At 71.3% G+C, this 26383-nt stretch carries 31 protein-coding genes and 2 pseudogenes; 13 read left to right on the forward strand and 20 right to left on the reverse strand.

What is annotated here, in order from left to right; translation table 11 throughout:
• Nucleotides 1-113: 113 nt before the first annotated feature.
• Complete coding sequence (locus tag ND450_RS09865) at nt 114-635, reverse strand: flavodoxin domain-containing protein (RefSeq protein WP_253325833.1); 522 nt, start codon at nt 633-635, stop codon at nt 114-116.
• A 297-nt stretch (nt 636-932) separates the two neighbouring features.
• Between ND450_RS09865 and ND450_RS09870 the strand changes: the two genes are divergently transcribed.
• Together ND450_RS09870 and ND450_RS09875 are read left to right on the forward strand one after the other, a co-directional pair.
• Nucleotides 933-2072 (forward strand): site-2 protease family protein, encoded by a 1140-nt coding sequence (locus ND450_RS09870; protein ID WP_253325834.1) that lies wholly within the window; start codon nt 933-935, stop codon nt 2070-2072.
• Nucleotides 2069-3397 (forward strand): nicotinate phosphoribosyltransferase, encoded by a 1329-nt coding sequence (locus ND450_RS09875; protein ID WP_253325835.1) that lies wholly within the window; start codon nt 2069-2071, stop codon nt 3395-3397. The genes ND450_RS09870 and ND450_RS09875 overlap by 4 nt, the downstream gene beginning before the upstream one ends.
• Here the strand turns inward: ND450_RS09875 and ND450_RS09880 are convergent.
• Both ND450_RS09880 and ND450_RS09885 read right to left on the reverse strand, forming a co-directional pair.
• The gene (locus tag ND450_RS09880; protein WP_253325836.1) at nt 3385-4134 is read right to left on the reverse strand and encodes a slipin family protein; all 750 of its coding nucleotides are present in this window, start codon (nt 4132-4134) and stop codon (nt 3385-3387) included. The two genes, ND450_RS09875 and ND450_RS09880, sit on opposite strands and share 13 nt — an antisense overlap.
• A gap of 24 nt (nt 4135-4158) precedes the next feature.
• A complete protein-coding gene (locus ND450_RS09885) occupies nt 4159-4593 on the reverse strand; it encodes a DUF2267 domain-containing protein (RefSeq protein WP_253325837.1) in 435 nt (144 codons plus the stop codon).
• A 272-nt stretch (nt 4594-4865) separates the two neighbouring features.
• Between ND450_RS09885 and ND450_RS09890 the strand changes: the two genes are divergently transcribed.
• From ND450_RS09890 to ND450_RS09905, 4 genes are all read left to right on the forward strand, one after another.
• Nucleotides 4866-5246 (forward strand): VOC family protein, encoded by a 381-nt coding sequence (locus tag ND450_RS09890; RefSeq protein WP_253325838.1) that lies wholly within the window; start codon nt 4866-4868, stop codon nt 5244-5246.
• 70 nt (nt 5247-5316) lie between these two features.
• Nucleotides 5317-6117 carry a 2-oxo acid dehydrogenase subunit E2 gene (locus ND450_RS09895; protein WP_253325839.1) on the forward strand — a complete coding sequence of 267 codons (801 nt, stop codon included), beginning with the start codon at nt 5317-5319 and terminating at the stop codon, nt 6115-6117.
• A gap of 211 nt (nt 6118-6328) precedes the next feature.
• Nucleotides 6329-8275, forward strand: coding sequence for a phosphoribosyltransferase (locus ND450_RS46010; protein WP_371927682.1), 1947 nt, complete (start codon nt 6329-6331; stop codon nt 8273-8275).
• Nucleotides 8276-8301: 26 nt separating this feature from the next.
• On the forward strand, nt 8302-8766 hold the full coding sequence (locus ND450_RS09905; protein WP_253325840.1) for a universal stress protein: 465 nt from the start codon (nt 8302-8304) through the stop codon (nt 8764-8766).
• Nucleotides 8767-8784: 18 nt separating this feature from the next.
• Here the strand turns inward: ND450_RS09905 and ND450_RS09910 are convergent, their stop codons facing one another.
• A complete protein-coding gene (locus tag ND450_RS09910) occupies nt 8785-9483 on the reverse strand; it encodes a type II CAAX prenyl endopeptidase Rce1 family protein (protein WP_253325841.1) in 699 nt (232 codons plus the stop codon).
• A 414-nt stretch (nt 9484-9897) separates the two neighbouring features.
• On the opposite strand from ND450_RS09910, the gene ND450_RS09915 reads away from it, so the two are divergent.
• The gene (locus tag ND450_RS09915) at nt 9898-10548 is read left to right on the forward strand and encodes a response regulator transcription factor (protein ID WP_305885211.1); all 651 of its coding nucleotides are present in this window, start codon (nt 9898-9900) and stop codon (nt 10546-10548) included.
• 119 nt (nt 10549-10667) lie between these two features.
• Here the strand turns inward: ND450_RS09915 and ND450_RS09920 are convergent, their stop codons facing one another.
• Entirely contained in the window at nt 10668-11582 is a 915-nt protein-coding gene (locus tag ND450_RS09920) for an MBL fold metallo-hydrolase (protein ID WP_253325842.1), read from the reverse strand.
• A gap of 516 nt (nt 11583-12098) precedes the next feature.
• On the opposite strand from ND450_RS09920, the gene ND450_RS09925 reads away from it, so the two are divergent.
• A complete protein-coding gene (locus ND450_RS09925; RefSeq protein WP_253325843.1) occupies nt 12099-13031 on the forward strand; it encodes a DUF2157 domain-containing protein in 933 nt (310 codons plus the stop codon).
• Nucleotides 13032-13155: 124 nt separating this feature from the next.
• Here the strand turns inward: ND450_RS09925 and ND450_RS09930 are convergent, their stop codons facing one another.
• From ND450_RS09930 to ND450_RS09945, 4 genes are all read right to left on the reverse strand, one after another.
• A complete protein-coding gene (locus tag ND450_RS09930; protein ID WP_253325844.1) occupies nt 13156-14061 on the reverse strand; it encodes a universal stress protein in 906 nt (301 codons plus the stop codon).
• Nucleotides 14062-14064: 3 nt separating this feature from the next.
• Nucleotides 14065-14658, reverse strand: a complete 594-nt coding sequence (locus ND450_RS09935) for a hypothetical protein (protein WP_253325845.1) — start codon at nt 14656-14658, stop codon at nt 14065-14067.
• A 242-nt stretch (nt 14659-14900) separates the two neighbouring features.
• On the reverse strand, nt 14901-15308 hold the full coding sequence (locus ND450_RS09940) for a bacteriophage spanin2 family protein (protein WP_253325846.1): 408 nt from the start codon (nt 15306-15308) through the stop codon (nt 14901-14903).
• 103 nt (nt 15309-15411) lie between these two features.
• On the reverse strand, nt 15412-16446 hold the full coding sequence (locus tag ND450_RS09945) for a TerC family protein (protein WP_253325847.1): 1035 nt from the start codon (nt 16444-16446) through the stop codon (nt 15412-15414).
• 335 nt (nt 16447-16781) lie between these two features.
• Here ND450_RS09945 and ND450_RS09950 point away from each other — a divergent pair, with 335 nt between their 5' ends.
• Entirely contained in the window at nt 16782-17225 is a 444-nt protein-coding gene (locus tag ND450_RS09950) for a winged helix-turn-helix domain-containing protein (RefSeq protein ID WP_253325848.1), read from the forward strand.
• A 211-nt stretch (nt 17226-17436) separates the two neighbouring features.
• On the opposite strand, the gene ND450_RS45695 is transcribed toward ND450_RS09950, so the two are convergent.
• The 3 genes from ND450_RS45695 to ND450_RS09960 all read right to left on the reverse strand — a co-directional run bounded on the left by ND450_RS45695 (nt 17437) and on the right by ND450_RS09960 (nt 18592).
• Entirely contained in the window at nt 17437-17565 is a 129-nt protein-coding gene (locus ND450_RS45695; RefSeq protein ID WP_256557478.1) for a hypothetical protein, read from the reverse strand.
• 218 nt (nt 17566-17783) lie between these two features.
• Nucleotides 17784-18293 carry an NmrA family NAD(P)-binding protein gene (locus ND450_RS09955; protein ID WP_253325849.1) on the reverse strand — a complete coding sequence of 170 codons (510 nt, stop codon included), beginning with the start codon at nt 18291-18293 and terminating at the stop codon, nt 17784-17786.
• The gene (locus tag ND450_RS09960) at nt 18290-18592 is read right to left on the reverse strand and encodes a PaaI family thioesterase (protein ID WP_256557479.1); all 303 of its coding nucleotides are present in this window, start codon (nt 18590-18592) and stop codon (nt 18290-18292) included. Before ND450_RS09960 ends, ND450_RS09955 begins: the two co-directional genes overlap by 4 nt.
• Between ND450_RS09960 and ND450_RS09965 the strand changes: the two are divergent.
• Nucleotides 18585-18890: pseudogene (locus ND450_RS09965) on the forward strand (GNAT family N-acetyltransferase); the annotation flags it as partial. The gene ND450_RS09960 and the pseudogene ND450_RS09965 sit on opposite strands and share 8 nt — an antisense overlap.
• Before the next feature lie 259 nt (nt 18891-19149).
• On the opposite strand, the gene ND450_RS09970 reads toward ND450_RS09965, so the two are convergent.
• Nucleotides 19150-19575 carry a pyridoxamine 5'-phosphate oxidase family protein gene (locus tag ND450_RS09970; protein ID WP_253325850.1) on the reverse strand — a complete coding sequence of 142 codons (426 nt, stop codon included), beginning with the start codon at nt 19573-19575 and terminating at the stop codon, nt 19150-19152.
• An 82-nt stretch (nt 19576-19657) separates the two neighbouring features.
• On the opposite strand from ND450_RS09970, the gene ND450_RS09975 reads away from it, so the two are divergent.
• Complete coding sequence (locus tag ND450_RS09975) at nt 19658-20014, forward strand: 5-carboxymethyl-2-hydroxymuconate Delta-isomerase (protein WP_253325851.1); 357 nt, start codon at nt 19658-19660, stop codon at nt 20012-20014.
• 280 nt (nt 20015-20294) lie between these two features.
• On the forward strand, nt 20295-20564 hold the full coding sequence (locus tag ND450_RS09980; protein ID WP_253325852.1) for a hypothetical protein: 270 nt from the start codon (nt 20295-20297) through the stop codon (nt 20562-20564).
• An 81-nt stretch (nt 20565-20645) separates the two neighbouring features.
• On the opposite strand, the pseudogene ND450_RS46015 reads toward ND450_RS09980, so the two are convergent.
• The 7 genes and pseudogenes from ND450_RS46015 to ND450_RS10010 form a co-directional block, all read right to left on the reverse strand.
• Nucleotides 20646-21077, reverse strand: a pseudogene (locus ND450_RS46015) (hypothetical protein); the annotation flags it as partial.
• Nucleotides 21078-21239: 162 nt separating this feature from the next.
• Nucleotides 21240-21680, reverse strand: a complete 441-nt coding sequence (locus tag ND450_RS09985; RefSeq protein ID WP_253325853.1) for a copper resistance CopC family protein — start codon at nt 21678-21680, stop codon at nt 21240-21242.
• On the reverse strand, nt 21677-22285 hold the full coding sequence (locus ND450_RS09990; protein ID WP_089920555.1) for a DUF1775 domain-containing protein: 609 nt from the start codon (nt 22283-22285) through the stop codon (nt 21677-21679). Before ND450_RS09990 ends, ND450_RS09985 begins: the two co-directional genes overlap by 4 nt.
• Before the next feature lie 65 nt (nt 22286-22350).
• Entirely contained in the window at nt 22351-22935 is a 585-nt protein-coding gene (locus ND450_RS09995) for a hypothetical protein (RefSeq protein WP_253325854.1), read from the reverse strand.
• Nucleotides 22936-22946: 11 nt separating this feature from the next.
• Nucleotides 22947-23387 (reverse strand): hypothetical protein, encoded by a 441-nt coding sequence (locus ND450_RS10000; RefSeq protein ID WP_253325855.1) that lies wholly within the window; start codon nt 23385-23387, stop codon nt 22947-22949.
• Nucleotides 23388-23625: 238 nt separating this feature from the next.
• Nucleotides 23626-24372, reverse strand: a complete 747-nt coding sequence (locus tag ND450_RS10005) for an alpha/beta fold hydrolase (protein ID WP_253325856.1) — start codon at nt 24370-24372, stop codon at nt 23626-23628.
• A gap of 189 nt (nt 24373-24561) precedes the next feature.
• Nucleotides 24562-25350 (reverse strand): DeoR family transcriptional regulator, encoded by a 789-nt coding sequence (locus ND450_RS10010; RefSeq protein WP_253325857.1) that lies wholly within the window; start codon nt 25348-25350, stop codon nt 24562-24564.
• 152 nt (nt 25351-25502) lie between these two features.
• Between ND450_RS10010 and ND450_RS10015 the strand changes: the two genes are divergently transcribed.
• Nucleotides 25503-26261 (forward strand): DeoR family transcriptional regulator, encoded by a 759-nt coding sequence (locus ND450_RS10015; RefSeq protein ID WP_253325858.1) that lies wholly within the window; start codon nt 25503-25505, stop codon nt 26259-26261.
• Nucleotides 26262-26383 lie beyond the last annotated feature (122 nt).

Raw genomic sequence — 26383 nt, forward strand, 5'->3', positions numbered from 1 at the left:
CCCGTCCACGGAGTGGGAACACCCCTCGCGCGACGCTTCCTGGCCGCGCCCCGAGGCCTTCGGCGTCCGAAAACCTCGTCGGGGTCAGGCGACGCGCTCCGGCACCGTCCTGCTCACGCCAGCGACTCGATGTCGACCAGGTCCTCCGCGATCTGCTTGGTCCAGGCCTCGATCGCGCCCCAGTCGCGGAAGTCTCCGAACCGGCCGCCCAGCAGCCTGAACACCCAGGCACCGACCCTGCCCAGGCCCTGCGGTGTGACGACACCCGTGAACAGACGATGTCCTTGCGGACTGACATCGCCCGTCAACTCCGCCAGGATGTCGGCCTCCTCCAGGGTGGCCCACTTCCTCATCGGGCCGCGAAACGCTCCGGGCAGGCCGACGCTGAACAGCCAGACGGGTCTGCCCGCCAGTGCCCGCCGGTGCCGGGACAGGAACTCCGACCCTCTCGGCAACCACGCCTGGTCGTGCACCGCACTCCCGAGCACGAACGCGTCGTAACGGCCTACATCCCTCACGTCGTCCACGTCGAGGGCCACCACCTCGTGGCCGTACCCGCTCAGGACTCCCGCGATCCTCCGTGCGATGTCCCCCGCGGATCCGGCGGCCGTCGCGAAGCCAACGAGCACTTTCATCCGAACCTCCTGCGATCGCCAAGCCTCGCCGGGACGGCGAACCCGTCTGACCGCTTCAGTCTTTCGCCGCCGTCCGGCTTCCAGAACGGCATTTCGCCGGGGTGGTTCCAGGACCTCCTCCCCTGATCTCGAAGGCCTCTCGCCCGGCGGCATGCCCACGCACACCGGAGATCGGCGACGAGCGGCCCCCAGTGGCCCAGGACCACGATCTGCCCGTGACATCCCGGGACCATCGCCGCGTCCGGTGAGACCTGAGGCCCTGCCCGGCCACGAATTCCGGTCGAGACCCTGGAGTGCATGAAAACACTCCTCCGCCCTGTCCCGATCGGCCGATTCCGCGGTGTGACAGTGGTCGCGCACTGGTCGGCGCTCATGACGGTCCTGCTCGTCACCTGGGTGCTCACGTTCTCCTTCCTGCCCGTCATCGCCCCGGGGAGATCACCGACGGTCTACTGGGTGGCCGGAGCGCTGACGTCTGTGGCGTTCATGCTCTCGTTGCTGCTGCACGAGCTGTCCCACGCGTTGACCGCCCAGCGGTTCGGCATCGAGGTCAAGCGCGTCAGCCTGTGGCTGCTCGGTGGTGCGACCGAGTTCGGCGCCCTGCCTCCGACACCGCGCGCCGATCTGCTCGTCGCGGCGGCGGGGCCGGGTACCAGCGTGGCCACCGGCGTCGCGACCGGCCTGGCCGCCACGACGCTGGACGTCACCGGCGGATCCGCGCTGGTGGTCGCACCTCTGATGTGGCTGGCCATCGTCAATCTGCTGATCGCCCTGTTCAACCTCGTCCCCGCCGCGCCGCTGGACGGTGGGCGGGTGGTCCGGGCGATCGTCTGGTGGCGGACCGGTGATCAGTTGCGCGGTGAGCGCGTGTCCGCCGTCGCCGGCCGGGTGTTCGGCCTGGGCCTCGTCGCGGTCGGGACGGGCGGAGCGGTCGCGGGCAGGGTTCCCCTCCTGTGGCTCGCGGTGGTCGGTGCCTTCCTGGCCTTCTACGCCTCCGCGGAACGTTCCTCCAACCAGCTGCGGCACCAGCTGCAGGACGTGCTCGTCCAGGAGGTGATGACGCCGGATCCGCCGGTGGCGCCCGGCTGGTGGACTGCGGAGGACCTGCTGCGGTACCTGGCGACCGATCGGCATCGGCGGGTCTTTCCCGTGGTCGCTCCCGACGGAACACCTGAAGGTGTCGTCAGCATCTCCGAACTCGTGCAGGTGCCGGACCGGGCGCACACGAAGGTGTCGGACATCGCGAGAGACGTTCCGGTGGTGCAAGCGGACGAATCGGTGCTGGAGGTGATCGCCAGAACGTCGCTGGGGCACGGCACGGACATCGTGCCGGTGCTGCGGGACGGCCGGCTCGCCGGCGTTCTCGGGGTCGACGACGTCGCGTGGGCGAGCGAGATCAGCCGGGCGGTCCGGCTCGAGGAGCGGGAGGCGTCATGAGCGGGACCCGGACCGATCTCTACGAGATCCGCATGGCGTTGAGCTACCTGCGCCGGAGAATGGACGAGGAGGCGACCTTCAGCCTGTTCGCCCGGGGTCTGCCGCGGTCACGCGGGTTCCTCGTCGCCGCCGGGCTCGCCGACTGCCTGTCGTTCCTGGAGGACTTCGCCTTCACCGACGCCGAACTCGCCTACCTGGACCGGGTCACGGGTCTCGACGTCACACCGCTCGCAAACCTCCGGTTCACCGGTTCGGTGCGCGCGATCGCGGAAGGACGCGTGGTGTTCGCGGGCGAACCGCTGCTCGAGGTCACCGCCCCTCTCGCCGAAGCCCAACTGGTCGAGACGGCGCTGCTCAACCTCGTCACCCACCAGACCTCGATCGCGGCCAAGGCGGCCCGCTGCCGGATCGCGGCGGCCGGGCGCGAGGTCGTCGACTTCGCCGCGCGCCGCACGCACGGCCCGGACGCCGCGATGGCGGCGGCGAGGGCTTCGGCCATCGCGGGATTCACCGCCACCAGCTACGTCGTGGCCGCGGACCGCTACGGCCTCACGCCCACCGGCACGATGGCCCACTCGTACGTGCAGGCGTTCCCGGACGAGTGCGCGGCCTTCGAGGCGTTCGCCGCGGACTTCCCCTCCTCCGCCGTCTTCCTGGTCGACACCTACGACTCGCTCACCGGGGTGGACAGGGCGATCGCCACGGCGAAGCTCCTGCCCTCGCCCAGGCCGATCGGCGTGCGCCTCGACTCGGGCGACCTCCTCGTGCTCTCGCGGGAGGCGCGCCGGCGGCTGGATCTCGCCGGACTCAGGGACTCCCGCGTCATCGTCAGCGGCGGCCTGGACGAGCACGCCATCGCCCGGCTCGTCGCGAGCGGCGCACCGATCGACGTCTTCGGCGTCGGCACCAGGATGGGCGTCTCCTCCGACGCGCCCGCTCTCGACAGCGCGTACAAGCTGGTCGACATCGGCGGGAGACCCACGATGAAGCTGTCCACCGGCAAAGTCGGGCTTCCGGGCCGCAAGCAGGTCTTCCGCGCGGCGGATCGGCCCGCGGACGTGCTCTCCACCCACGACGAACCGGTTCCGGACGGCCACGCGCCGCTGCTGGACGTGGTGATGCGACACGGTCGGCGCACCGGTCCGGCCAGGACCGAGGCAGAGCTGGTGCGAGAGGCGGGGAACCGGTTCGACGACGATCTCGCGTGGCTGCCGGCGCACGCCAGGGACATCGTCGACCCGACGCCGGTCCGGGTGCGCGTCAGCGACCGGCTGCACGCCCTCACCGAGGACGTGCGCCGGTCGCTGACCGCTCAGCCGATCTGACTCAACGAGTCACGGGCGGCCGGGATCTCGCGGTCCAGGAAGGTGTTCACGGCGCGGACGCTGTCCATCAGCTGCGCAGGGAACAGGATCGTGGAGTTGCGTTCGATCGCGATCTCGCCGAGCACCTGGAGGTTGCGCAGCTGCAGCGCGATCGGGTGCCGTCCGATCACGTCCGCCGCCTCGGCCAGCTTGCCCGCCGACAACGCCTCGCCCTCCGCCGCGATGATCTTGCCCCTCTTCTCCCGCTCCGCCTCGGCCTCGCGGGCCATGGCACGCTGCATCGACTGCGGCAACTCGATGTCCTTGAGCTCAACGAGCTCGACCAGCACACCCCAGCGCTCCGTGGTGGCGTCCAGGATCTCCTTGATCTTCTCGTTCAGCGTCTCGGTCTCGGCCAGCACGTGGTCCAGCGGCGAACGCCCCACCACGTTGCGCACCGTCGTCTGGGCTATCTGGCTGATCGCCGCCTGGACGTTCTCGATCTCGACGATCGACTTCACCGGGTCGACCCGCCGGAAGTACGCGACGGCCGCGACGCCGATGGAGACGTTGTCCTTGGTGATCACCTGCTGCGACTGGATCGGCATCGTCACCGTCCGCAGCGACACCTTCCTCATCTTGTCGGCGAGCGGGATCATGAACCGCCAGCCCGGATCGCGCACACCGCGCAGCCTGCCGAGCCGGAACACCACACCGCGCTCGTACTGCCGCACGATCGCCATACCCAGATTGCTCACGACGTCCTCCTGCAGCGTCTGCCGTCAGCTCCGCGGCCAGGGGTCCACCAGGTCCTGGATCGGTGGCGGGAGCTGTTCGAGGGTCTTGTCCAGCAGCCCGGGGGTGAGGTGCCGCGCCATCACGACGGCGACGGCGGAGGCGGCTTTGGGCACGTCCTTGTCGGAGATGCCGGCTTCGCGGGCGAACCTGGTCACGTACTCGCGCAGACCGTACTTCTCCGGAACGTGGCTGGGGTTCCAGCCCTCGTAGTAGATGCCCCGCACCAGTTCGGGCAGCTGTGCGGCGAAGTGCGCACTGGCCTGCACCGTCAGTCTGTCCCGCATCGCGTGCAGCCATGCGCGCAACACGCGGTAGGCGAAGTGGCGGTCGTCGGTGGCGAACTGCTCCGCCACGTCGTGCACCCAGATGTTCGCGGTCTGCACGGTGTGGTCGAACACGCCGGCCCTGGTCGTCGACATCTTCTCTCCTCCGTCCACGCTGCTCGTCCTCCACGACACCACCGGCCGAGGCGACCGGAAAGGGCCGAAGCACTGCAGTGCGGGAGTCCTTCGTCCCTGAACCGCGGGACCACGGCCGGGACACGATGCGGTCGGCTGTCCTTTGTGGAGGGTCGATACCCGTTCGCCGGTCGCTGTGGGCTGCGACGAGCGGCGCGGTCCCGGCAAGACAGGGACGTAGGCCCCTCTCCGGACGCGGTGATCTGGGCGACGATGGCCGACGGAGGTGCGACATGAGCAGGGTCGTGCACTTCGAGATCCCCGTCGACGAACCACGACGGGCGGCAGCCTTCTACCGGGCGGTGTTCGGCTGGCAGGCGCAGGACTGGGGCGGGGCGGACTACTGGCCGATGGCCACGGGCGAGCAGCCCGGCGTCGGCCCCGGCGCGGAAGGCGCGCTCACGCCGCGCGCGGAAGCACCGGAGGGAGTACTGGTCTACGTCGCCGTCGACGACGTGGACGCCGCCGTGAAGTCGGCCGAGCACGCCGGTGGGTCCGTGGTGACCGGCAAGACGGCGATCCCCTCCATCGGGTGGTCGGCGCACGTGCGCGACAGCGAGGGCAACCTGATCGGCCTGTTCCAGAGCGACGAGTCGGCACCGGCGGGCGCCTGAGTCGTCGGCTCCCGCACCATCCGCAGGCCGTGCGGTCGTGCACGCGTCCTTTCCGGCATGGGAGACCAGCATGAGCTCACGGAGGATTCCCACCTGGCGCAGACTGGCCTGGGCGGCCTGGCGGCCCCCGTCGGATCCGCAGTTCTACGGCGAACTGGACATCGACGCGACCGCGATGCTCGCCTACCTCGAGCACGTCCGGGAGGTGAGCGGCACGAGGGTGACGATCACGCACCTCATCGGCCGTGCGGTGGCGCACGGGCTCGCCGAGGTGCCCGAGCTGCGGGTGCGCATGGCGCTCGGACGGGAGTTCGAGCGCGAGACCGCCGACGTCTTCTTCATCACCTCGGTGGCGGAGGACAAGGAACTCAGCGGCGTCAAGATCACCGATGTCGCGCGCAAGTCCGTCGTGGAGGTCGCCGACGAGCTGACGCGCCGCCACGCCGCCATCGCCGACGGCGTCGACCCGGAGTTCGGCCGGAGCAAGGCGCTGCTCGGTCTCCTGCCGATCTGGTCGTTGCGCGCGGTGATGAGGTGCGGCGCCTGGCTCACCACCGCACTTGACCTCGACCTGAAGGTCCTGGGCATGCCGCGCCAGGCGTTCGGTGGCGCGATGGTCACCTCGGTGGGGATGTGGGGTGTGCGGCGGGCGTTCTCGCCTCTCGCCGCGTACTACCGCGTACCGGTCCTGGTGCTGGTCGGCGCGGTGGAGCAACGCGCCGTGGTCGTCGACGGCCAGGTGGTGGCCCGCCCGGTGCTGGGCGTCACGGCGACGTTCGACCACCGCTATCTCGATGGAGCACAGGCAGTGCGGTTCGCGGCGGCGGCGAGGGAGTACTGCGCCGATCCTCCCGCCTACGAACCCGTGTGACGCGCGGGGCGCTCGACCAGACCTCCGGGCGGCGGGATCGGGACGGCGGTGGCGCCGCACGAGCGGCCGTAGCCCGGCGCACCGGGCCGGGCTACGGCCGTCACCGTCGCCGACCCACCTCCCGCAGGCCGGGCCTCGTTCGTCCGTTCGTCGTTCCGGCGCGGTACCAACGTCCCTGTCGCCCGCTGACGGGCGGGGACACCATCGACTCATGCCCTTCGCCGACAGAACCGAAGCCGGGCAGCGACTCGCCGCCCGGCTGTCGCGCCTGCGCGACCGCGACGTGGTCGTGATCGGGCTCCCCCGAGGCGGAGTGCCCGTCGCCTCCGAGGTCGCCCGCGCGCTCGGCGCGCCGCTCGACGTGATCGTGGTCCGCAAGCTCGGAGTGCCCTACCAGCCCGAGCTCGCCATGGGCGCCATCGGCGAGGACGGTGTCCACGTGGTCGAGCCCGTGGTGCTGCGGGTGTGCCGGATCACGCCCCGGCAACTGGAGGCGGTCGAAGCAGGGGAACGTGCTGAGCTCGACCGCCGCGTCCGCCTCTTCCGAGGCGATCGCCCCTTGATTCCCCTCACCGGCCGCACCGCGGTCCTCGTCGACGACGGCGCCGCGACCGGGACCACCGCCCGCGCGGCGTGCCGGGTGGCCCGAGCGCGCGGAGCGGCCCAGGTGGTCCTCGCGCTGCCGGTGGCCCCGCCCGACGCCCTGGCCGCCCTGCGCGACGAGGCGGACGACGTGGTGTGCCTGGAATCCCCGTCCCGGTTCCAGGCGGTCGGCCAGTGGTACGGCGACTTCCAGCAGACCGCCGACGCCGAGGTCGTGGACCTCCTGCGCACCGCCACCGGCAAGGCCCATGTCCAGGATCCACCGGCCGTCGCGACCGGGGCCCGGGATCATGCCAGCCGCCTGGTGCACTTCCGCTCTCCGCTCGTCGAAACCGTTCCCGGCGATGTCCGGGGGTTCCACGACGCCCTCGTGGTTGAGGCCCAGCAGGAGCAACAGCGCCACGTCGGCGTGCACCAGCAGGTCCGCGATCTCCTCCGCCGGAGGGATACCGGGTTCGGCGCGGTACACCGTCAATGCTCCGGCCTGGATCGCACCGGCTCCCAGCGGCACGGCGATCATCGCCCGCACACCGCGGTCCAGGGCCGCCGGGACGAACATCGGCCACCTGCCGCTCGTGCGCAGGTCCGCCACCAGCACGGGGGCGTGGCCGACGACGACGTCCACGGTGGGCCCCTCCCCCAGGGTGAACTGGAGCTCCTCCAACTCGTCCACCCCCGGGCCGACCGCGCAGACAGGCTCAGCCTGACCTTTCGAGGGTTTCAGCGACACACCGACGCCGAGCGCCTTCAGGGTCTGCGCACACGCGGAACACGCATGGCGCAGCGAGACTCTCTCGCCCTCGGCGCGCGCCACCTGTCTGATCGCAGCCCACGTCGCGGCTGCCCGGCCGTGATCCACAGAGTCCTCGCCACCACCATTGTGATCGTCCACGCCGACACAAGGACGCTAGTTCCGCACATCACCGGGGAGAACTATCGCACGTCCCGATCATGGCGGGACTTTTCGCGCTGGCGTTCGCCGAGCCGTCGTGGGCGACCACGCCCGCCGATTCCACCGTTCGCGCGTGCCCCACGTGTTCGAACGTCCCAGGGCGCGGTGAAGACATGCCCCTTGTCCGGGCCGGAGGTCCCTGGTGGGTCCTCACCCGGTGGCACAGGCTGGACACGACGCCGGCGCTCCGGACGCAGATGTCACAGTCGAGACCGCGCGCCGGCGTCGCCACCCGATTCCGCTCCACAGCGGTGCCGGTACCCCCGGTGCCGGCACCCCGGGGAGCGACACCGGCCACCACCAGGGGGACACCGCCGCGTCACCGCTCCGGTGACGCGGCGGTCCGCCCTGACGCCGGGAGGACCGCCGACGGCCCGGCGGAACGCGAGGTCCACGTCGCCGCACCGTTTCGGGCCGTCCCCGCACCGTGTCCACGTCAGCTCGCCCTCCGCGCCCGCCGGGTCCGACCCCGACCCGTCGCCGCCAGGTCCACCTCGGGCCGATGGGACGTGCCAGGCGGCCGTCCTGGACGACACGTGCCAAAGCCGTCATCCCCGTGGGACCAAGGACACTGCCCACCGCGCCAGAACCTCGGCAGGCTGATCTTCGACACGACCGAGGAGCGCCACATGAACGCCACGTCCCGCATCGTCGTCGGAGTCGACGGTTCTCCCGCCGCGCGGGCCGCCCTCTCCTGGGCCGTCGAGGAGGCCGCGCGCACCGGCAGGTCCGTCCTGGCGCTCTCGGTCTGCCGGCTCGATCCGTCACCGGGCGAGGACGTCGTTCCGTTCAGGGACAGGCACCACGAGTACCTGGAGGCGGCGGTCGAGTCACTCGGCCGGGCCGCGCTCGGCGTGCGCGTCGAGACCGAGGTGCCGCAGGGCGTGCCGGGTCCGGTGCTCGTGGAACGCTCGGCGGACGCGGCCTGCCTGGTCGTCGGCGGGCAGGGCGCGTGGAAGAACTCCGTGCGGGTGATGAGCCCCGTCACGAGCTACTGCCTCCGGCACGCCGGTTGTCCCGTCGTCGTGGTCCCCGTGGAGGGAGCGCACCACGACGGTCCGCTGATGCTCCTGCCCGAGCCCCAGTTCAGGTGAGCCCCGGCCGAACGCGGATCACACCGACGACAGGACGTACCACGCGACCAGGACCCCGCCGGAGTTGGTCGCGAGGTGTACCAGCGCGGGTGCCAGCACGCCCCTGCCGGTGTGCCGCCACCACAGCAGGAACACCCCGGCGACCGCGGCGGCCAGCATCGCCACCGCCGACACCAGTGCCAGGGACGCACCACCGAAGACGGCGCCCACGGCGGCGTTGCTCGTCAACGCCAGCGAGGGAAGCACGTGCCACAGCCCGAACAGCGCCGACGCACCGAGCACCGGTCCCCAGCGCCAGCGGTCACCGCCGCCCAGCAGGGCGGGCAGCACACCGCGGAAAGCGACCTCCTCCAGCAGCACCGTGCCGAACGGGATGCGGATCAGGACGGCCCACAGCAACGGCCCGACGGCGAGGTCGTGCACCCGGCCGTCGTGGAAGAAGGTCCGCAGCGCCGGCACGGCGAGGGCGATCCCGAACCCGAGGGCGATCACGCCGAGGCCTATGAGCCCGAAGAGACCCGCACGCCGCAGGTGCACCCGGTCGAGTCCGATGGCGGCGGCGCGCAGGCCGGACCAGCGCGCGAGACCGAGCAGGCCGACGGTGGTCACGACTCCGCAGACCGGATAGGCCCAGCCCGGCAGCAGGCGGTTGACGAGGGTGGTGGAGAGGACGAGCAGGACTACTGCGGCGGCGAACGCCGCCCAACGACGACTCATGGTTCTTCCAGTATGCGCCTGCCCGAGGAGCACCTGGCCGGCCGCGCGCCACCGAACTGATCGTCTTTGCGTTGTGGCACCGGGCTTTCACGATTCTGCGCCGAACACCACACCGCCGTGCCGGTTCTCCCGCCGAGGTTTCGTCGCAGGCGACTCCTGCCTTTGCGGGACGTTCGACTCTGCGAGCGGGCACGCGCGACGCTGCACGCTGAAGTGCCCGGTGGCACAACGGGACCGCGAGCTGATGACGCCGCACGTCGGCATCTCCCGGGCCGTTGTGCTCACCGTCCTGGAGTCCTGGCCGGCGCGCGCCGGTCGTCCGGTCAGTGCGCACGGCCGGCGCGCGGGCCCAGGTACCGGTCGTTCCTGTCGCGGATCGTCCGGTCCGGCGACGTCGAGGCGGAGGTGGTGACGATGGTGTCGCGGGTCTTCCTGGTGGACGACCACGAGGTGGTCAGAGCCGGGACCAGGGAAGTGCTCAGCGCCGCCGACGACCTGGAGGTCGTCGGCGAGGCCGCCTCGGTCGCCGAGGCGCTCACCAGGGTGCCCGCCGTGGCGCCCGACGTCGCCGTCCTCGACATCCGGCTGCCGGACGGCAGCGGTGTCGAACTGTGCCGGGAGCTCATGTCCCGCCTGCCCGGCCTCAAGTGCCTGATGTTCACGTCGTGCACCGACGACGAGGCGCTGTTCGACGCGGTCATGGCGGGCGCGTCCGGGTTCGTGCTCAAGCGGATCGCCGGCAGTGATCTCACCAGCGCGGTCCAGGCGATCGCGGCCGGCCGGTCTCTGCTGGACGCCCGCTCGACCTCGTTGCTGCTGAACAGGATCCGCCGTCAGTGCGACACGGAGGACCCTGTGCGAATGCTCACCGAGCAGGAGCGCATGGTCCTCGACCTGATCGGTGAAGGCCTCACGAACAGGCAGATCGCGGAAAGGCTGTTCCTGGCGGAGAAGACGGCGAAGAACCACGTGTCGCGCATCCTCGCCAAACTGGGACTGCAGCGCCGAACCCAGGCCGCCGTGCTCGCCTCGAGGCTTCCTCGGCCGGCGCCGCGCGGACGTTGAGCCGTGTTCCACCGGACACGATGGTCGCTCCGGTGAAGTCCGCGTTCCAGCCCCTGTCCGCCTTCCAGCCACGCCCGCCTTCAGCGCGAACGCGGGCGGCCCCGGGGACGTGACGTTTCCTACCGGTGCGCGAACGGATCGACCGGTAGCCAGGCCGCCGGCAGCAGAACCTCCACGTGGTCCCGTTCGGCCAGCACCCGCAAGCGACCCATGGTCACGTCCAGGTCGTCCACCAGCCGCGGCAGCGGACGGAGCGGGCGGTTCAGAGCGGCGAAGAAGTCGTCCCAGTGGACCGGCACCACGCGGCGGGCGCCCGTCACCCGCACCACCTCGTCCCAGTACGCCTCGACGAACGCCGGCCGCCGCCTGCTCAGCATGCCGACGCCGAGGTACACCACGTCGGCGTTCCTGCCGTGCAGCGCCCCTGGTCGGAAACCCGCGCTCCCGTGCAGCAGGAGGGTTCCGGCGGGGTGCTCCACGAACACGGAGTACACCGTGCCGGTGCGCCACGCGCCGCTGCGGCGCGGTGGGACCAGCGGCACGTCGACCGTGCCGGGGAACCGGTCGCCCGGGCTGTGCTCCGACTCGACGAACGAGAGCCGGAACGCCCCGTACACCAGGACGTCGCCGTCGCCGACGACACGCAGGCGGTGTTCCGGGACGCCCAGGCCGCGCCCGATGTTCGCGGTCGACTCCGACCCGACCAGGTCCGCTCCGGTCATCCCCGTCCACACGGGCGCGTCGAGCGCGTGGTCGTAGTGGGAGTGCACGCACACGACCGCGTCGATCGGCGGAGCGCCCAGCCTGTCGTGGGCCTCGCACACGGCGCGGACGTCCGGCGTGATCAAGCCGATCGCGACCCGGAGGGCGCCGGGCCGGCTGACGAAACCGTCGGTGAGCACCGCGGTGGTCCCGTCGCTCAGCAGCACCGAACTCGCACCGAGGAACCGCGCGATCACCCCTCCGCTGGTGGCCGGCGCCTCGGAGCAGGTCGCATACCGCTCCAGATCGGGGCGGCTCAACGGGAATCGCATGGCCTCGACGTCCTCCCCGCGGAACGCTGCGCGTCGCCGACGGTTCCGCCGCGACCGCGAAGACCACTCGGGCCGCTGCGGTCAGCACGATGTCGTCGTTGGCGGCGGACCGCTCCTGCGACAGGATCCAGTCGGGTCTCACCGGACGGTGGTGGAGTCTCGTCCGCGCGGTCCATTCACACCACGACCAGCACGGCGACCGCCATGACGGACATCCACGTGTGGCGGGTCGTGCCACCGCGACCGAAGCGGTGTCCTCACACCGGAACACGTGAGGCGCGCCATTCCGCCCCTTTGTTCCTTCTGCGGCACCACCGGTTGAAGTGTGCTCCCCGTGGTGGGTGAGCCCCAGAACGAAAGGTAGGTGCTGTCACGGGACCATCGCCGCGCACGTGGCGGACCTGGGGCTCTGCTGCGGCGGCGGGCCGGATCGCGACGCTGGGAGCACGAAGCACGGCCTGCCCTGGGTCGTGCGCACGCGGGTGCACGGGACGGGACGCCGAGGAGGTGACGGTCATGGCGATGAACTCACGGCAGAAGCGCGCCCTGCACGAGCTGATGACCCGGGGAACGCTGACGGCCCAGCAGGAGAACGCCGTCCTGAACGCTCTGGGCGACACGGGTGATCCCGGCCGGGTCACCGACCGGTTCGCGGAGGCCGCGGCCTACGTCGGAGCAGGGCTCGTGCTCGGCGGCGCCGCGCTGGTGCTCGGCGTGTCCTGGGAGGACATGTCCAGAACCGCCAGGGTCGCGGTGCTGGGCGCCGCCACGGTGGCGCTCGTGGTCGCGGGACTGGTCGTGGCGGGCGGGATGAGCGCTGTGCGGACCGTGCGCCACCGTCGGCGCCGTGTCGTGAGCACGGTGTTCTCCCTGGCCGCCGTGACCGCGGCGTTCACCGCCGGCACGGCCGTGCGCTCGCACGAGTTCGCGATCGGTGCCACCGCGGGCCTGCTCGTGGCGGTGACCGGGTACGTCCTGATCACCACGGCGCTGAGCTACCTGGTCACGGCTGCGGCAGCGGTCGCCGCGACCCTCGCGTGGGTCGGCGAGTCGGTGCCGGACAGCGCGCTCCTCGGCGGTGCCGCGTTGTTCGCACTCGGCGTGGCCGGCATCTTCTTGTCCGTTGTGAACGTCCTGCGACCGGCACGGCTCGCACTGGCGGTCGGGGCCGCGACGGCCCTGTTCGGTGCCCAGCAACCACTGGGAGGTAACGCTCCGGTGGCCTACGCGCTCACCGCCTGTCTGGCGGTCGTCTGCTTCGTCACCTACTTCGGCGAACGTTCCACGGTTCTGCTCGTGGCGGGAGTGGTCGCCACGACGGTGGTCGTGCCGGAAGTGGTGTGGGACCTCACCGGCGGCGCGGTGGGCGGCGGAGTGCTGCTGCTCGTCGCCGGCGGGATGGTGCTCGCCACCGGCCTGGTCGGCCTTCGGATGAAGTGCGGGCGTTGAGATCGGACGCCGGGAGGCCGCGCATCTCACGGCGGTGCGGGCCTCGACGACCGCCGAGTGCGGTGCCGGCCGCGTCACCGTCGGCAGCGGCGACGACGTGGTGGACAGAGGACCTGGGCGCCGCTCAGGACTGCTGCGCCCGCTCGGCCTGTTCCGCGAGCGGCCGTATCAGCAACACCGGACACGGTGCGTGCCGGAGCACGGCCTGGCTCGTCGACCCGGGCACCACGCCCCTGATCCCGGAAGCACCGCGGGCGCCCACGACGAGCAGGCAGGCCCCTGCGGAGTGCTCCACCAGGCGGCGGGCAGCGGAGCCGTGCACGACGTGCACGGTGACCTCCACGCCGGGGTGCCGGTCGCCGCAGGCATCGAGCCGTTGCGAGATCAGGGCTTCGCGCACGGTGTCGAGCTCCGACCACACGATGCCGACCGACTCGGCGATCCTCGCGGTGCGCAGCGGCGGCTGCCAGGCGTGCACGGCCACCAGCCGCGTCCCGCGCACCTCGGCCTCCTCGAACGCCCTGTCCAGGACGTGCCGGTTCTCCGGCCCGCCGTTCACCCCGACGACAACCGGGCCGTCCGGTGTGGGATCGTCGCCACGCACCACGACGACCGGGCACAGGGCGCGGCCGGACAGCGTGACGGCGACCGAGCCGAGCACCAGGCCGGCGAACCCGCCGAGTCCGCGCGAGCCGACCACGACCAGTGCCGCGCTCCCCGACTCCCGCTCGAGCAGCGCGGCGGCGGACCCGACCTGGATGCGCACCTGCACCCCGACGCCGGGCGCGGTCTCGCCCGCCGTCTCGATGGCGGACTCCACCCAGCGCACCGCCTCGTCGTGCAGGGCGCGCCTCGCCGATCCCGAAAGGTCGAGCGCGTCCATCGGCAGCGGCAGTTCGGCGTGGACGATGCGCAGGCACGCGCCCCGGCGTGCCGCCTCCCCCGCCGCCCAGCGCACTGCCCCACGCGCGGACTCGGACCCGTCGAGGCCGACCACGACGGTGTTCCTGTGTCCGATGAGGACGGTCACGGTTCACCTGCCCGTCCAGTCCGGCGCGACGCGCTCCCACTCCCTTTCCCACTGCCGCAGGCGGGTCCGCCGGTGTGCGAGCCTCGCGGCCAGGTACAGCAGCGCGGCCGATCCCGCGGCCGCGGACCACAGCAGGAATGCGAGCAGGATGGCGTCGACCGCGGCGCCTTCGGTGCTGAGGGGCGGCGCGGTGGTGGCGCCGTGCTCGTCCACCCAGATCGGCACCTTCGCACCGGCCACGGCGTCGTAGTGCGTCTTCACGAGGCCCTGCCGCGCACTTCCGTCCGGCATGCGCCACGTGGCGAGCACGGTGACCGTCCGCGCGACCCCACCTCGTTCGGACACGCCGACGGCCTTGGGCGCGTCCTCGAGCAGGACCGCCTCGGCACGGCTGCGGATCGACTGCTCCGCCGCGGCGCGTTCGCGTCGGGCGGCGTAGATCTCGGAACCCGCCGCGGCGGACACCGGAACGGCCACCAGCGCCAGCGCGATGCCCAGCACCAGCACAGCGCTCTCGATCCGGTCGCCGAGTGCCGCGAGTTCGTTGCGGTACGGGAAGGCCTGCCGCACGAGCCTGGACATCGGAGTCGCGATCATGGTCCACCTCCTGCCTCCAGGCTTCCGCGCGGCGCTCCCGGCCCCCAGGGACGAACGTCTCGACCCCGATGAGACCGTGGCCTCAGCGGAAGTGAGTCGCCGTGCGGTGCCGCCGGGGTCGTGCGAGGGCGTTCCGGGCACCTCCCGCGCCGTGACCGGATTCCGGAGCCGGCCGCCGGTGTGGCCGGTCGCAGGATGACGCGCAGGCGACCGGGGGATGCTGCGGATCCCTGCGCGGTTCGTCAGGGGGTGCACGCGGTGGTGAGGGCGCTGACCTCGTCCGCCCTGGCCTGCAACCAGGTCGCGGGAGTGGTGGTGAGGTCGGCGAGGGTGGTCCGGCTCAGGGTGGTGGCGAGCGCGGTGACTGCCTGGCTGATGGTGGTGTCGGTGAGGGAGGCGGCCAGGCCGGTCAGCTCGTTCGCCTGGGCGTGGACGGTGTCGAGCGCGGTCTGAGGCGCGGTGAGATCGGGAGTGGTGCCCACCGATTCGAGAGCCTTGGCGCAGACCTCGGCGGTCGAGATCGCCCCGGTCACGGCGGCCGCACCCGAGCCGACGGCGTCCGCGGCCTGCTGCACGGTGCTGCAGCCGCCGACCGCCACGACGACGCCGATGGCGAGCAGCACGGAGGTCAGGCGAGTGGAGTTGCGCATGGTGGGTTCCTCTCCGAGAAGGTGTCAAGGCGGTCGAGGGGTGGTGCCGCGCACCGCGGTGGAGGGGAAGGCGGTGCGCCGCAGCGGCAGTGCTCGATGCGCGTCAGTCGCGCGTCGACCGGCTGGTCGTCGGCTCGGACGGCACCGGCTGCGCCGTGAGCGCGTCGGTGGGGGCCGCGTCACCGGCCGCGCCGGCAGGGCCGGGCCCGGCGGATCCCGTGGTGGCGGTGGTGGTGCGGGTGCGGATCCAGCTGGCGGTGACCGCGACGGCGAGCAGGACGGCGACCACGGCCAGCGAGAACCAGGTGGGGATCTTGTAGAGGTCGAGCAGCAGCATCTTGACGCCGACCCAGACCAGGACCAGGGCGAGGCCGAGCTTGAGGTAGACGAACCGGTGCATGAGGTCGGCGAGCAGGAAGTACATGGCGCGCAGGCCGAGGATGGCGAAGGCGTTGGAGGTGAACACGAGGAAGGGTTGCTGCGTGATGGCGAAGATCGCCGGGATGGAGTCGACGGCGAAGACGACGTCGGTGACCTCGACCAGGACCAGCACCGCCAGCAGCGGCGTGGCCACCCAGCGTCCGGCCTGTCGTACCAGGAACTTCTGCCCGTGGTACTGGTCCGTGGTGGGGACGACCTTGCGGAACAGCTTCAGCACGATGCTGCGGTCGGGATCGATGGTGTCGTTGCGGTGCAGGGCCATCTTGATTCCGGTGACGACGAGGAACGCGCCGAAGACGTAGAGGATCCAGGCGAAGGAAGCGATCAGCACCGAGCCGGCGGCGATGAAGGCGGCGCGGAACACCAGTGCGCCGAGCACGCCGTAGAACAGCACCCGGTGCTGGTACTCCCGGGGCACGGCGAAGTAGCCGAAGATGATCGCGAAGACGAACACGTTGTCCACCGCGAGCGACTTCTCGATCACGTAACCGGCGAAGTACTGGCCGGCGAACTCCGCGCCCCACACCCACCACACGATCACGCCGAAGCCGAGTCCGAACGCGACCCACACCGCCGACCAGAGGGCGGCTTCGCGGACGCCGACCACGTGCGCGCGGCGGTGGGCGAACAGGTCGATGGCGAGCATCAGCAGGATCACGCCGAGCACCGCGGCCCAGGCCCACAGGGGAACACTCACAACAGAACACCTCCGGTCACATCTCGTGGACCGGAGGTCTCCCCGACCATCGCGCGTGGTGTGCGTGCGCTGATGGCACCGGGACCGGGCAGACCTCACAGGGTTGCCGTACTGACGATCCCGGACGTGGTGGGTACTCCCCTCCGCACCACCAGAATGACGAACCACACTTCGCCTGTCAAGGTCTGATAGGCGAAGTGACGTTCGTCAACCCCGGGAACTCGTTGATCACCGCCGGCACCGGACGGCGGCGGTCCCACGCCGGCACCCTCGCACCCGCACGTCGCTGCCGGCACCGGCCTCGACACCACCGCAGATGCCCTATGGTCGCTCGTATGCGGCCCGCCCCACCGTCACGCGACCACGACACGACCGCCGAGGACACGTCCGGCTCGCCGGACCAGGCCGGGCCGGGAACCGGTGCGCGGGACCCCGGCAGGACAGCGGGCGCCGGGTGGACGTTCCTGAGCAACCACGCGCACGTGCTGCTGTGCCTGGCCGCGGACCCCGACCAGACGCTGCCCGTGATCGCCGAGCGGGTCGGCATCACCAGCCGCGGCGTCCAGCTCATCCTCACCGACCTCATCGAGGGCGGCTACGTCGAGCGCACCAAGGTCGGCCGACGCAACCACTACAACATCAACCCCGACGGGCACCTGCGTCACCCGCTGGAAGCCCACCACAGCATCGCCGACCTCATCACCGCGCTGGGGCCCGCCGCACACCCGCACACCACCGACGAGAGCACCGCGCCCCGACTGCGTCGCCACACAGGCTGACCGGCGTGCCCGCTGTCGCGCCAGGACTCACGACGCTCCGCGCAGCCCCTGCCCAGTACGGGAAAGCGGGCCGGCACCTGCCTGGCCTCCTCGGTGATGCCAACCCGTCGGAGACCTTCCCCGGTGTGGACGACTCCCGGACCGCGGGCCCGCTCCGGCCGGTGGATCGTCCACGGCACTGGTCACCCGCGGGGCGTGGAAGGCGTGGTACTCATCGGCGGATGAGGCCGAGGTCGGTCGCGGTCGCCACCGGGTCCCACGTGATGACGGAGTTCTTGTTGTCCCGCAACGCGCTCACGAGCGTCGGCACGCCGAGGTCGGCGATGGCGCCGTCGAGCACCGGGTCGCGGCAGTTCCTCGCGCCACCGCTCGGCGGAGACCGGCTCGAACCGGACGGGTCTGCCCCACTGCTCGGCCAGCACGGCCGCGATCTCGTGGTGGGTCAGCTCCTCCGCACCCGCGGGGTGGCAGACCGGGCCGTCGAACCTCTCGGGGTGCAGGAGCGCGGCCACCGCGAACTCGGCGGCGTCACGCCCGTTGATCCAGGCGACGGGGCCCTCACCGAAGCAGTTGCGGATCACGCCCTCCTCCCGCGCGGACCGCCCGTGCAGTGCGGGGACGTTCTCGTGGAACGCCGCCGCGACGCGCAGGACCAGCAGGTCGAGACCTGCCCACCGGAGGGACCTCCTCCGCGAGCCACTGGTCGCGCCCGCGGCCGCTGGGGTGCCCGGGATGTGCGGGTCCCATGGACATCACGACCGTGCGGGGCGAGGCACCGGACTCCCTTACCGCGGCGGCGAAGTTGGCGGCGGCGCCGATCACCCCGGCGTCGATCGGGTACGTGAAGTAGGCCTGTGCGACGCCTTCCAGCGCGGGCACGATGCCGCGGCGGTCCTGCAGGTCACCGATCACCACCTCGGCGCCGATCGCTTCGAGGGCCTCCGTGCGGTCACCGCGGCTGCGGGCGAGCACGCGGACGTCCCTGCCCTCCTCGCGCAGCCGTCGCACCACGTGGGCGCCGGTACCGCCGTGACGTCCGGTGGCGCCGGTGACGAGGATCGAGGTCAACTCCCCACCTCCTGGATCAGGCAGGTGCTGGTCGCGGTGGCGAGCAGGCGTCCGGCGCCGTCGACCAGCCGCGCCTCGGCGAGCGCCGTGCGCCTGCCGTGGTGCACGAGGTTCCCGACGCAGGTGACCGTGCCGGTGTCCGTCCTGATCGGACGGAGGAACCGCACGGCGAGGTCGAGGCTCGTGTACCCGATCCCCGCGGGCAGCACCGAGTGGACGGCGCAGCCCGCCGCGGTGTCGAGCATCGTGGCGTGGATGCCGCCGTGCACGGACCCGATCGGGTTGTAGTGCCGCACCATCGATATGGGCACCTACCTGGGCATCCGGTGTGAAGGCAGGCTGGTGGCGATGGCCGGGGAACGCCTCCACGTACCGGGTCACACCGAGATCAGCGCCGTCTGCACGCACCCGGACGCGGCCGGGCAGGCCTTGGGCACGAGGCTGCTGCTGGCCGTCGCGCACGGCATCCGCGAGCGCGGCGAGACGCCGTTCCTGCACGTGCTGACGTCCAACACCGGCGCCGTCCGGCTCTACGAGAGGCTCGGCTTCCGCCTGCGCCTGGAGACCGAACTGCTGGTGCTGAACCCCGGCAGGTGAGCTCTGCGACGGCGCAGGGCGGGCCGTTGCAGCTGCGGCGGCACGTTCGACGCCCCGGTTGAAGAGGCGGCGCCGTGAACCGCCGCTCCGGTATGGGGTCCTCACCCGTCGAGCACCTCACTCACGTTCCCAGGGGTCGTGCGCGGTGAGTGGGTCGAGTTCCGTTCGGTGCGCTCCACCACGCTCGCCGTCGTGGCGGCCGCGGTGGTCCTTGTTCGGCGTGCCGCGCCGGTTGCCCTGCCGCGACGTGTGATCCCGCTCAGTAGCTGAACCGGCGCACTTCCTCCGGGTGCAGCACGAGGCGGATCTGGTCCGCGCCGAGGATCTCCGCGAGGTCTCCGGCGCGGGACGGGTCGCCCAGGTCCCAGTAGCGGGCGGCGAGGCGTTCGGCGAGGTCGTGCGCACCGGTGGTCTCCACCTCGACGCGGCCCGCGACCGACACCCAGCGCTCGCGTTCCGCCACCGGGGCGGCGACGACGAGCGAGGCACGGGGGTCGCGGCGCAGCCGGCGCACCTTGAGCGAGTCCGGGGCGGTGAACAGCTCGATCGTGCCGCCGGCCGTGGCCTCGAACCAGACCGGCCGGGGCTGGGCGGGCACCGGTCCCGCCGCCACGGACAGGAACCCGTGCAGCGGGCGGCGCAGGAACTCGAGGTCGTCGGCGTTCAGCGCGGTGTCGGCGGTCATGAGATCCACTCTGCCCCAGGGGCGCGGCACGCAGGGCTCGCCCGGCTTCCGGCGCCACGCCGTGTTCTCGTAGGTTGGGGCCATGCCCCAGATCACCGTCGAGTACTCCGCCGAACTGGGCGGGGCGCTCGACCGCCGCGCCCTCGCCCTCGCCCTGCACCGGACCGTCGGGCCGCTGGTCAGCGCGGAGGTCGAGGCGTTCAAGACGCGGTTCCGGCAGATCGAGGAGTCGGTGATCGGCGACGGCTCACCCGCGGCGATGGTCCACGTCAGGATCGGGCTGCTGACCGGCCGGTCCGTCGAGCTCAAGCAGGAGGTCGGGCGGGTGGGCATCGGGCTCGTCCGCGACCACCTCGAGCCGGTCGAGGGGCTGCCGACCCAGCTGACGCTCGAGGTCTACGACATGGACCGCGACCAGTACCAGAAGGTCGTCCTGTGACATAGGTGTGGCGGTGACCCAGTCCGCCTCGACCGGCAGGACGGCTCTCACGCGGAGTCCTCGCGCAACTGGGCGAGGAGCTCGTTCTGCCCGACCGGCGCAGCACCGCGAGCTGCGCGGACAGGTTGGACGGAACAGGCACCGCTCACCCCTCCTCGGGAGCGTCGACCACCAAGACCTGCCGAAGCGACGAAGTGAGACGTGTGTGACCGGTGCTCGGAACGGGTAGAGAAGCTCGAAGATTCCCATCACCGCGAGGTCCGGCTCACGAGGAACGATCATGAACACCTGCACCGCCCTGGAGCGAGCCGGCACCACCGCCTCCGACGTCGTCGCCGGTCAGTGGTTCTGGCACGAGCCCTGGCCCGGCTATCGAGTACTGCTCCGCGTCGCCGCGACCAGCCGGCACGGTCGTACCGTCCGCATCCTCACCACGGACCCGGACCGCGAAGTCGTGCAGTACCGCCTTGATCGTCCCGTTCGCCTCTTCGAGGACGAGGACTGGGGTGCCTCGTTGAGCGGGGTTCTGCCGCTCGACGAGGTCGCCTGAGCCTTTCGGCGGGAACGCGAACTCGGTCGATCCCCGGCAGCGGTGGTGACGAGTTCCCTGCGACGTGCGGACGAGTGGCAGGTGCAACGTGAAGGTCGACCCGTCCGGACCCGACTCGTCGAGGACGATGTCCCCGCCGTGAGCCCGGGCCATCTCCCGGCTGAGGTAGAGCCCCAGTCCGTGATCTGCGCGCCTCGTCCTGCCGCACCGCCCTCCCCGGCTCCGGACGGCACCACGACCACCGAGCACCGTGACCTGTCGCACCGCCTCAGCATGCCCGCTCACCGCTCCCGCTGTCTGCACGGTCGTCGGTGCCCTCCTGGCACCGGAGATCCTCGGGGCGTCATGCCGTTCGATCCACTGCGAAGCGTCCACTGCGGACTGTCCACTGCGGACCGTCCGTGCGTTGGCCGTGCGGGACACGGCCGTCACGGTCGAACCGATCGCCGGGCGTCCGTACGGGGTGTCCGGCGGAGGTATGGCGAAGTAGTCACGGCGTGGATGTGGCCGCATACCGACGTGCGAGTTCGCGGCACGCCTCGACGAGCACGGGGCGGGCGCCGCGGCACCCTCGCGCAGAACCCGTCGGCGACCCCGGCTCGGGTAGGCGATGCGCCCGAGTGCCCTGGCCGCCGTGATCGAGGTGGGGCGTCCGGCCTCACCCCGTCGACCACCTCAGCGTCGAGCCAGCCGGTAGGCCGTTGCCGCCGCGGCGACGACCGCCGACCCGATCAGGAGCCAGCTCCACCACGGGGGCGAAGCACGGTCTCGGAGCACGAACCGGTACTCCCCCTTCAGCGGCACGCCGTCCGGAGGCGTCAGCTCGTAGCTCACCAGGTAGTCCCCAGCCGGCATCGCGGGGCGCAGCGGCACGGCCAGCACGGTGTCGTCAGCGCCGATCATCGGCTCGGTCCACTGCCGGCCACCCCCGGTCACGGCGATCGAGTAGGGACCGGCGCCAGCGATGGTCCGGTCGAAGGTCAACCGGAGGATCTGCGGCGCGACCGAGATCGTCGAGTCCTCCGCCGGGGTGGCGTTGACCAGAGCGGGCGACGCGGAGGCGGGTGGCGCCAGGCAGAGGAGGAGAAAGGACAGCACCAGCAGCACGCGCGTCATGAGATCCCCTTGCGGCGGAGGAGGACGAACCCGCTGACGGCCAGCAGCAGACCCACGGCCAGCAGACCCACCACCGCCGCCCAGGGCACGTCGGCCCCGGTGGCGAGGGTGGCGTGGTGGCCGTGCCCGGAAGGCTCGGCGAGCGCCACCACCGGTGCCGGACGGCCCGGTTGGTCGTCCCACCTCACGCTGCTGCCGTCGGAGAGGAACTGGGTGGCGGGAACCAGGACGTGGTCAGCGTCGGCGGGCAGCGGCCCGAGGGTGAGGCCGAAGTCCTCGTAGTGCTCGTTCCCGCCGGGGATTCCGCTGTCCGAGCGCGCTGTCCAGACGACGGAGGTGACGACACCGCCGTCGCCGCGCCGCACCGCGGCGTCCCATCCGGGAACGGGACGGGTGCGCGCGGTCGTGATGCCGAAAGCAGGCGAGAGGGTGACTTCGAAGCGCGTGGTCGACGACATCTCCTCGTTCGGCACGCGCAACACGACGGTGCCGTGCCCGCCCTTCTCCGGAGGGCCGTCCGGAGCGTGTGCGGTCACGTGGGCGGAGGCGGTGGCTGTGCCCAGTGCGAACAACACGGTCAGGCACGCGAGCGACTTGATCAGCATGGTGGACCTCGCGGGACGAGGGGCCCCGGCCGGGAGAGTGCCGGGGCCCCGGTGGACGACGGGACTCAGCAGACCGCGTTGACCTGCTCGGATCGGATGTCCCACGCCTGACCCTTGGTCTGGCCCTCGACGCTGCCGTTCACGTACCAGTAGTAGTGGCCGTAGTAGCGGCTGCCGAAGTGGATCTCCCACGTGCCGTTGACACGCGACTTCTGCTTCGACGCGTAGATGTGCACCTTCTTGCGGGGCGCGATCTCCTGGCGGACCTCGTCGGTCTTCGTCTCCGAGAACGACCACTCGCGGGAGTAGCTCACCTTGATCGACGCCGTGAAGATCTCGCCGAGCTCCACGCTGCCGCTGATCTCCACACCGAACGTGTTCTTCGTGCCGGTGGTCGCGGAGTAGTTGATGACCCTGGTCATCAGGCCACTCGTGCAGTTGGTCCCGCTGCCCGCCAGCTGGCGGGACCCGCTGAAGATCTCCATGGCGCCGTAGGGCTTGAACTGGCAGTAGTCCGCGCTCGTGCACCTGTACATGAGTTCCTGCACGGTCGGTTGGCCGGCGTGCGTGGCATTCGCGGCCGGCAGGGCCGTGAACATGGCGGCGACCGCCATCGCGAGTGCCGCCAGGACCTTGCTCCTGCTGATCATGTCGTGTTCCTTCAGCTCAGGCCGATTTGGGAGGTGCGGTACCCGGCGAAGGTGAGGTCCGGGTGGTTGGCCTGGAACGGACCGTCGCGGTTGCCGTCCTCGCGGTAGAGCCAGATCCAGCAGGTCGAGAACGCCTGCGCGGAGTTGACCCGGTTGCGCCACGAACTGCTGTTGAGCGCCAGGAAGTGGTCGACCCTGTCGTTCTTCGGGCACGGCTGCGGCACCCAGATCGTGAGCATGTCGCCGGTGTAGTCGGTGCCGGTGTAGATGCGGGCACCGATGACGTCCGAGCTCTTGCGGACGCTGTTCGCGCCGGTGCAGCCGAACTTGCCCGTGCTGAAGGAGAAGTCGCACTGCTGCGCCGCGCTGGCCGCGCCCGCGGGCAACAGACCGGAGATCGCGGCGCTCACGGCCAGCACGGCCGCGACTTTCCGCGAGAACATCGTTTTCATACCACTGAACCCTTCTGCAGAACACTTGCAGGGGATCCGGCACGGAATTGCCTGCCCCACGGAGACCGAAGCCCGAATTGCGGACAACGCGTTCCGATTCGTCAATTCCCACTGGATCAGATCTCGGCCACTCCATTCACCGGAGATCTGTGGCGAACATTAGCGAGACGGCGGCGGCGATCTCCACGGAAGTGCCGTCCACCGAAACAAGAACTCGCCGGCCGATGTCGGATGCCGGTCAGCCCCTGAAGCAGTCCAGCGTGATCTGCCTGCCCTGCAGGGCGTCCTGGACACCGCTGTACACCGCTCCGTCGAACGGCATCCCGAGGTGCACCACGGCGCGGTACGGGCACTGCGACTGGACCAGGACGTTCGTGGCGCCGTCGCTCATCCGGGCGTTGTCGATCGGTCGCACGAGCGCGTCGAAGCCGGTGTAGAGGTTGGTGTAGCGCACCGCGCCGACCGTGTCGTCGCCCGCGTTCAGACCCTCCAGGAAGGTCGATCCCACCTTCATCTGCTGACAGGCGACGATCCTCAGGCAGTCGCCGCCCCCGAAGAAGTCGGCGATGTTCGCGACGACGGTGCCGCGGTTCGGCGCCGACAGGTTGACCAGGTTGGCGACCTCACGAGCACCGCCCTCGTTCTTGATGTACTGCCGTGCGACCAGACCGCCTTGCGAATGCGCGACGAGGTCCACCTGGCTCGCGCCGGCAGCGGCGCGGACGTCGTCGACGAACCTGTCGAGATCACGTGCCGAGACGCGGATGTCGGCCGTGCCGAGCCCGGTGAGCTGGAAGACCGCGACCCGGCGTCCGTCCGCACGAAGCCGGCCGGCGAGTGGTTCGTAGAAGAAGGCGGGTCCGAAGGTGCCCGCCACGACGACGACCGGACGCTCGGTGGCGGCGGTGGCGGTGGCGGGAAGCGCTGAGATGGCGCAGGCGACCACCAGAGAAGAAATGCAGACCGCAGAGATTCGTCGAACCACAAGGCCTCCTTGCCCAGGAACGAGGAAACGCCGTAAATCCCACATTCGGCAGAGTGCGGGAGAAAAGAGATCGGCGAGTGCGTTCCGGACGCTAACAAGGCCTGCCGGGCAGAAGAGCCCGCGTTTCACCCAGCGGCACAACTTCGCGCACCGCATTCGCGCCGCCGCCCGGAAAGGCGCTCCGCCGGGTCAGGTGACGGCGAAGATCCGAAGCCCGGCCGCGCGCAGCGGCCCGGCCACGGCTTCGTCGAGGGCCTGGCCGGTGATGCAGGCGTCGACGTGGTCGAGCGAGCACACCAGGTGGTCCCCCGGCGCGTCGAAGGCGTCGGGCGGGACGACGACGATGCCCCTCCTGGCCGCGAAAGCGGCGCGGCGACGGGCGAAGGCCTCGGGTTCGGTGCGCGCGAGGATTCCCTCGACGCTGACGCCCGCGCACCCGAGCACCGCGAGATCCGCGTCGACCTCGGTCTCGCGATCGGGGACGACGCGGTGGGTCGCGTCCAGGGTGCCGGTGGGCACGACGACGGTGAACCGGTCGGAGTGGCCGGCGAACGGCGCGAGCGCCCGGAGCGACTCGGTGTGCACCACCACGCCGGACAGGTCGCGCCGGGAGACGAGCGCCTCGGCGACGGCGCGGATGCCAGGGGCGTGGTCGAGGACGAGAACGTCACCGCTGCGGACGAACGCGGCCACCGTGGTGCCCACTGCGGGCTCGGCCCAGTCGGCACGTGCCCCTCGCGACGGGACGGCCGTGCCGGGGGTGGCCGAGCCGGATGTGGCGGCCGCTCCCCCGCGAACCCGGTGCAGCGCGCCGCACTCCTCGAGCGACCGCAGGTCCTGGCGGATCGTCACCTCGGAGACTCCGAGGTCGTGCGCGAGCGGGCGCACCTGGACGAACCCGAGCCGGCGGACCAGCGCGACGATGCGCTGCCGCCGTTCGGTGACGGTGAGGTCGCCTGGTGCCTGCCCGGTGGCCACAGCCTCTCCTCCCCGCCGTTCCGTCCCCGCCGACCGCACGAGCCTTCACATTCGAAGGCCGGGATGTTGAAAACTAAATGTACACTGGGTGAGCGGAGTCTCCAGGACGCTCACAGCCCGTGGCGGCGTTGATCAGTGGCGAGGAGGGCGGGATGGCGGGACGACCACTGTCGGACCGTGTCCGCAGGCAGGGACAGCTCCTGGAGATCGTGACGCGGGCGGACTTCGTCGGCATCGCGGACCTCAGCCGCCGGCTCCGGGTTTCGGAAGTGACGATCCGGTCGGACCTGCGCGACCTCGAGGCGGCAGGGCACGTGCGCCGGGTGTGGGGAGGCGCGCAACCGGCCGCGCACGCCGCTGTCCAGGACCGCCGCAGCCCCGGTGCGACGGCGGTGATGGCCGCGGCGCTCCTGCGCTCGCACGACGCCGTGTTCCTCGGCGCGGGCACGCTCTCGGCCGACGTGGCCGCGGCGTTGACCCAGCGGCCGGACCTCACCGGGGTCACGGTCGTCACGGGCGACCTGCCGGCGTGCGAGCAATTCGCGGACCACCTGGACCGCTTCACCGTGCGCGTCACCGGGGGAACGCTGCACGGCGAGGTGCTGAAGCCGGCTGCGGAGGACGTCCGGCACGACCGCGTCGACCTCGCCTTCGTCCCGTGCCACCGCGTCGACTCCCACGGCGTGGCACATCTCGACGAGGACCAGCTGGCCGCCGTCGCGAGGTGGTCCACCGTCTCCTCGGGACGCACCGTCCTGCTGGCCGCCACCGACGTGCTCGCCGCCACCGGGGGAACACCCTGGCTCACGCTGGGCGAGGAGCACACCCTCATCACCGCACCGGTCCAGGACCGCCGGGCCCTCGAACGACTGCGCGCCACCGGAGTGCAGCTGCTCGCCGCAGCACCCTGACCTCCACACCGGTTGGTGGGAGCGCGCTCACCACCGGGAGGCAGCGGAGGCACGACCGCTCCCGTGAATCAACTCGTGTGCCGCCCGGTGGAACATCTCGCACTCCCCGGCCAGCAACAGGC

The organism is Lentzea sp. HUAS12 (assembly GCF_024125735.1).
GTDB classification, from domain to species: Bacteria; Actinomycetota; Actinomycetes; order Mycobacteriales; family Pseudonocardiaceae; genus Lentzea; species Lentzea albida.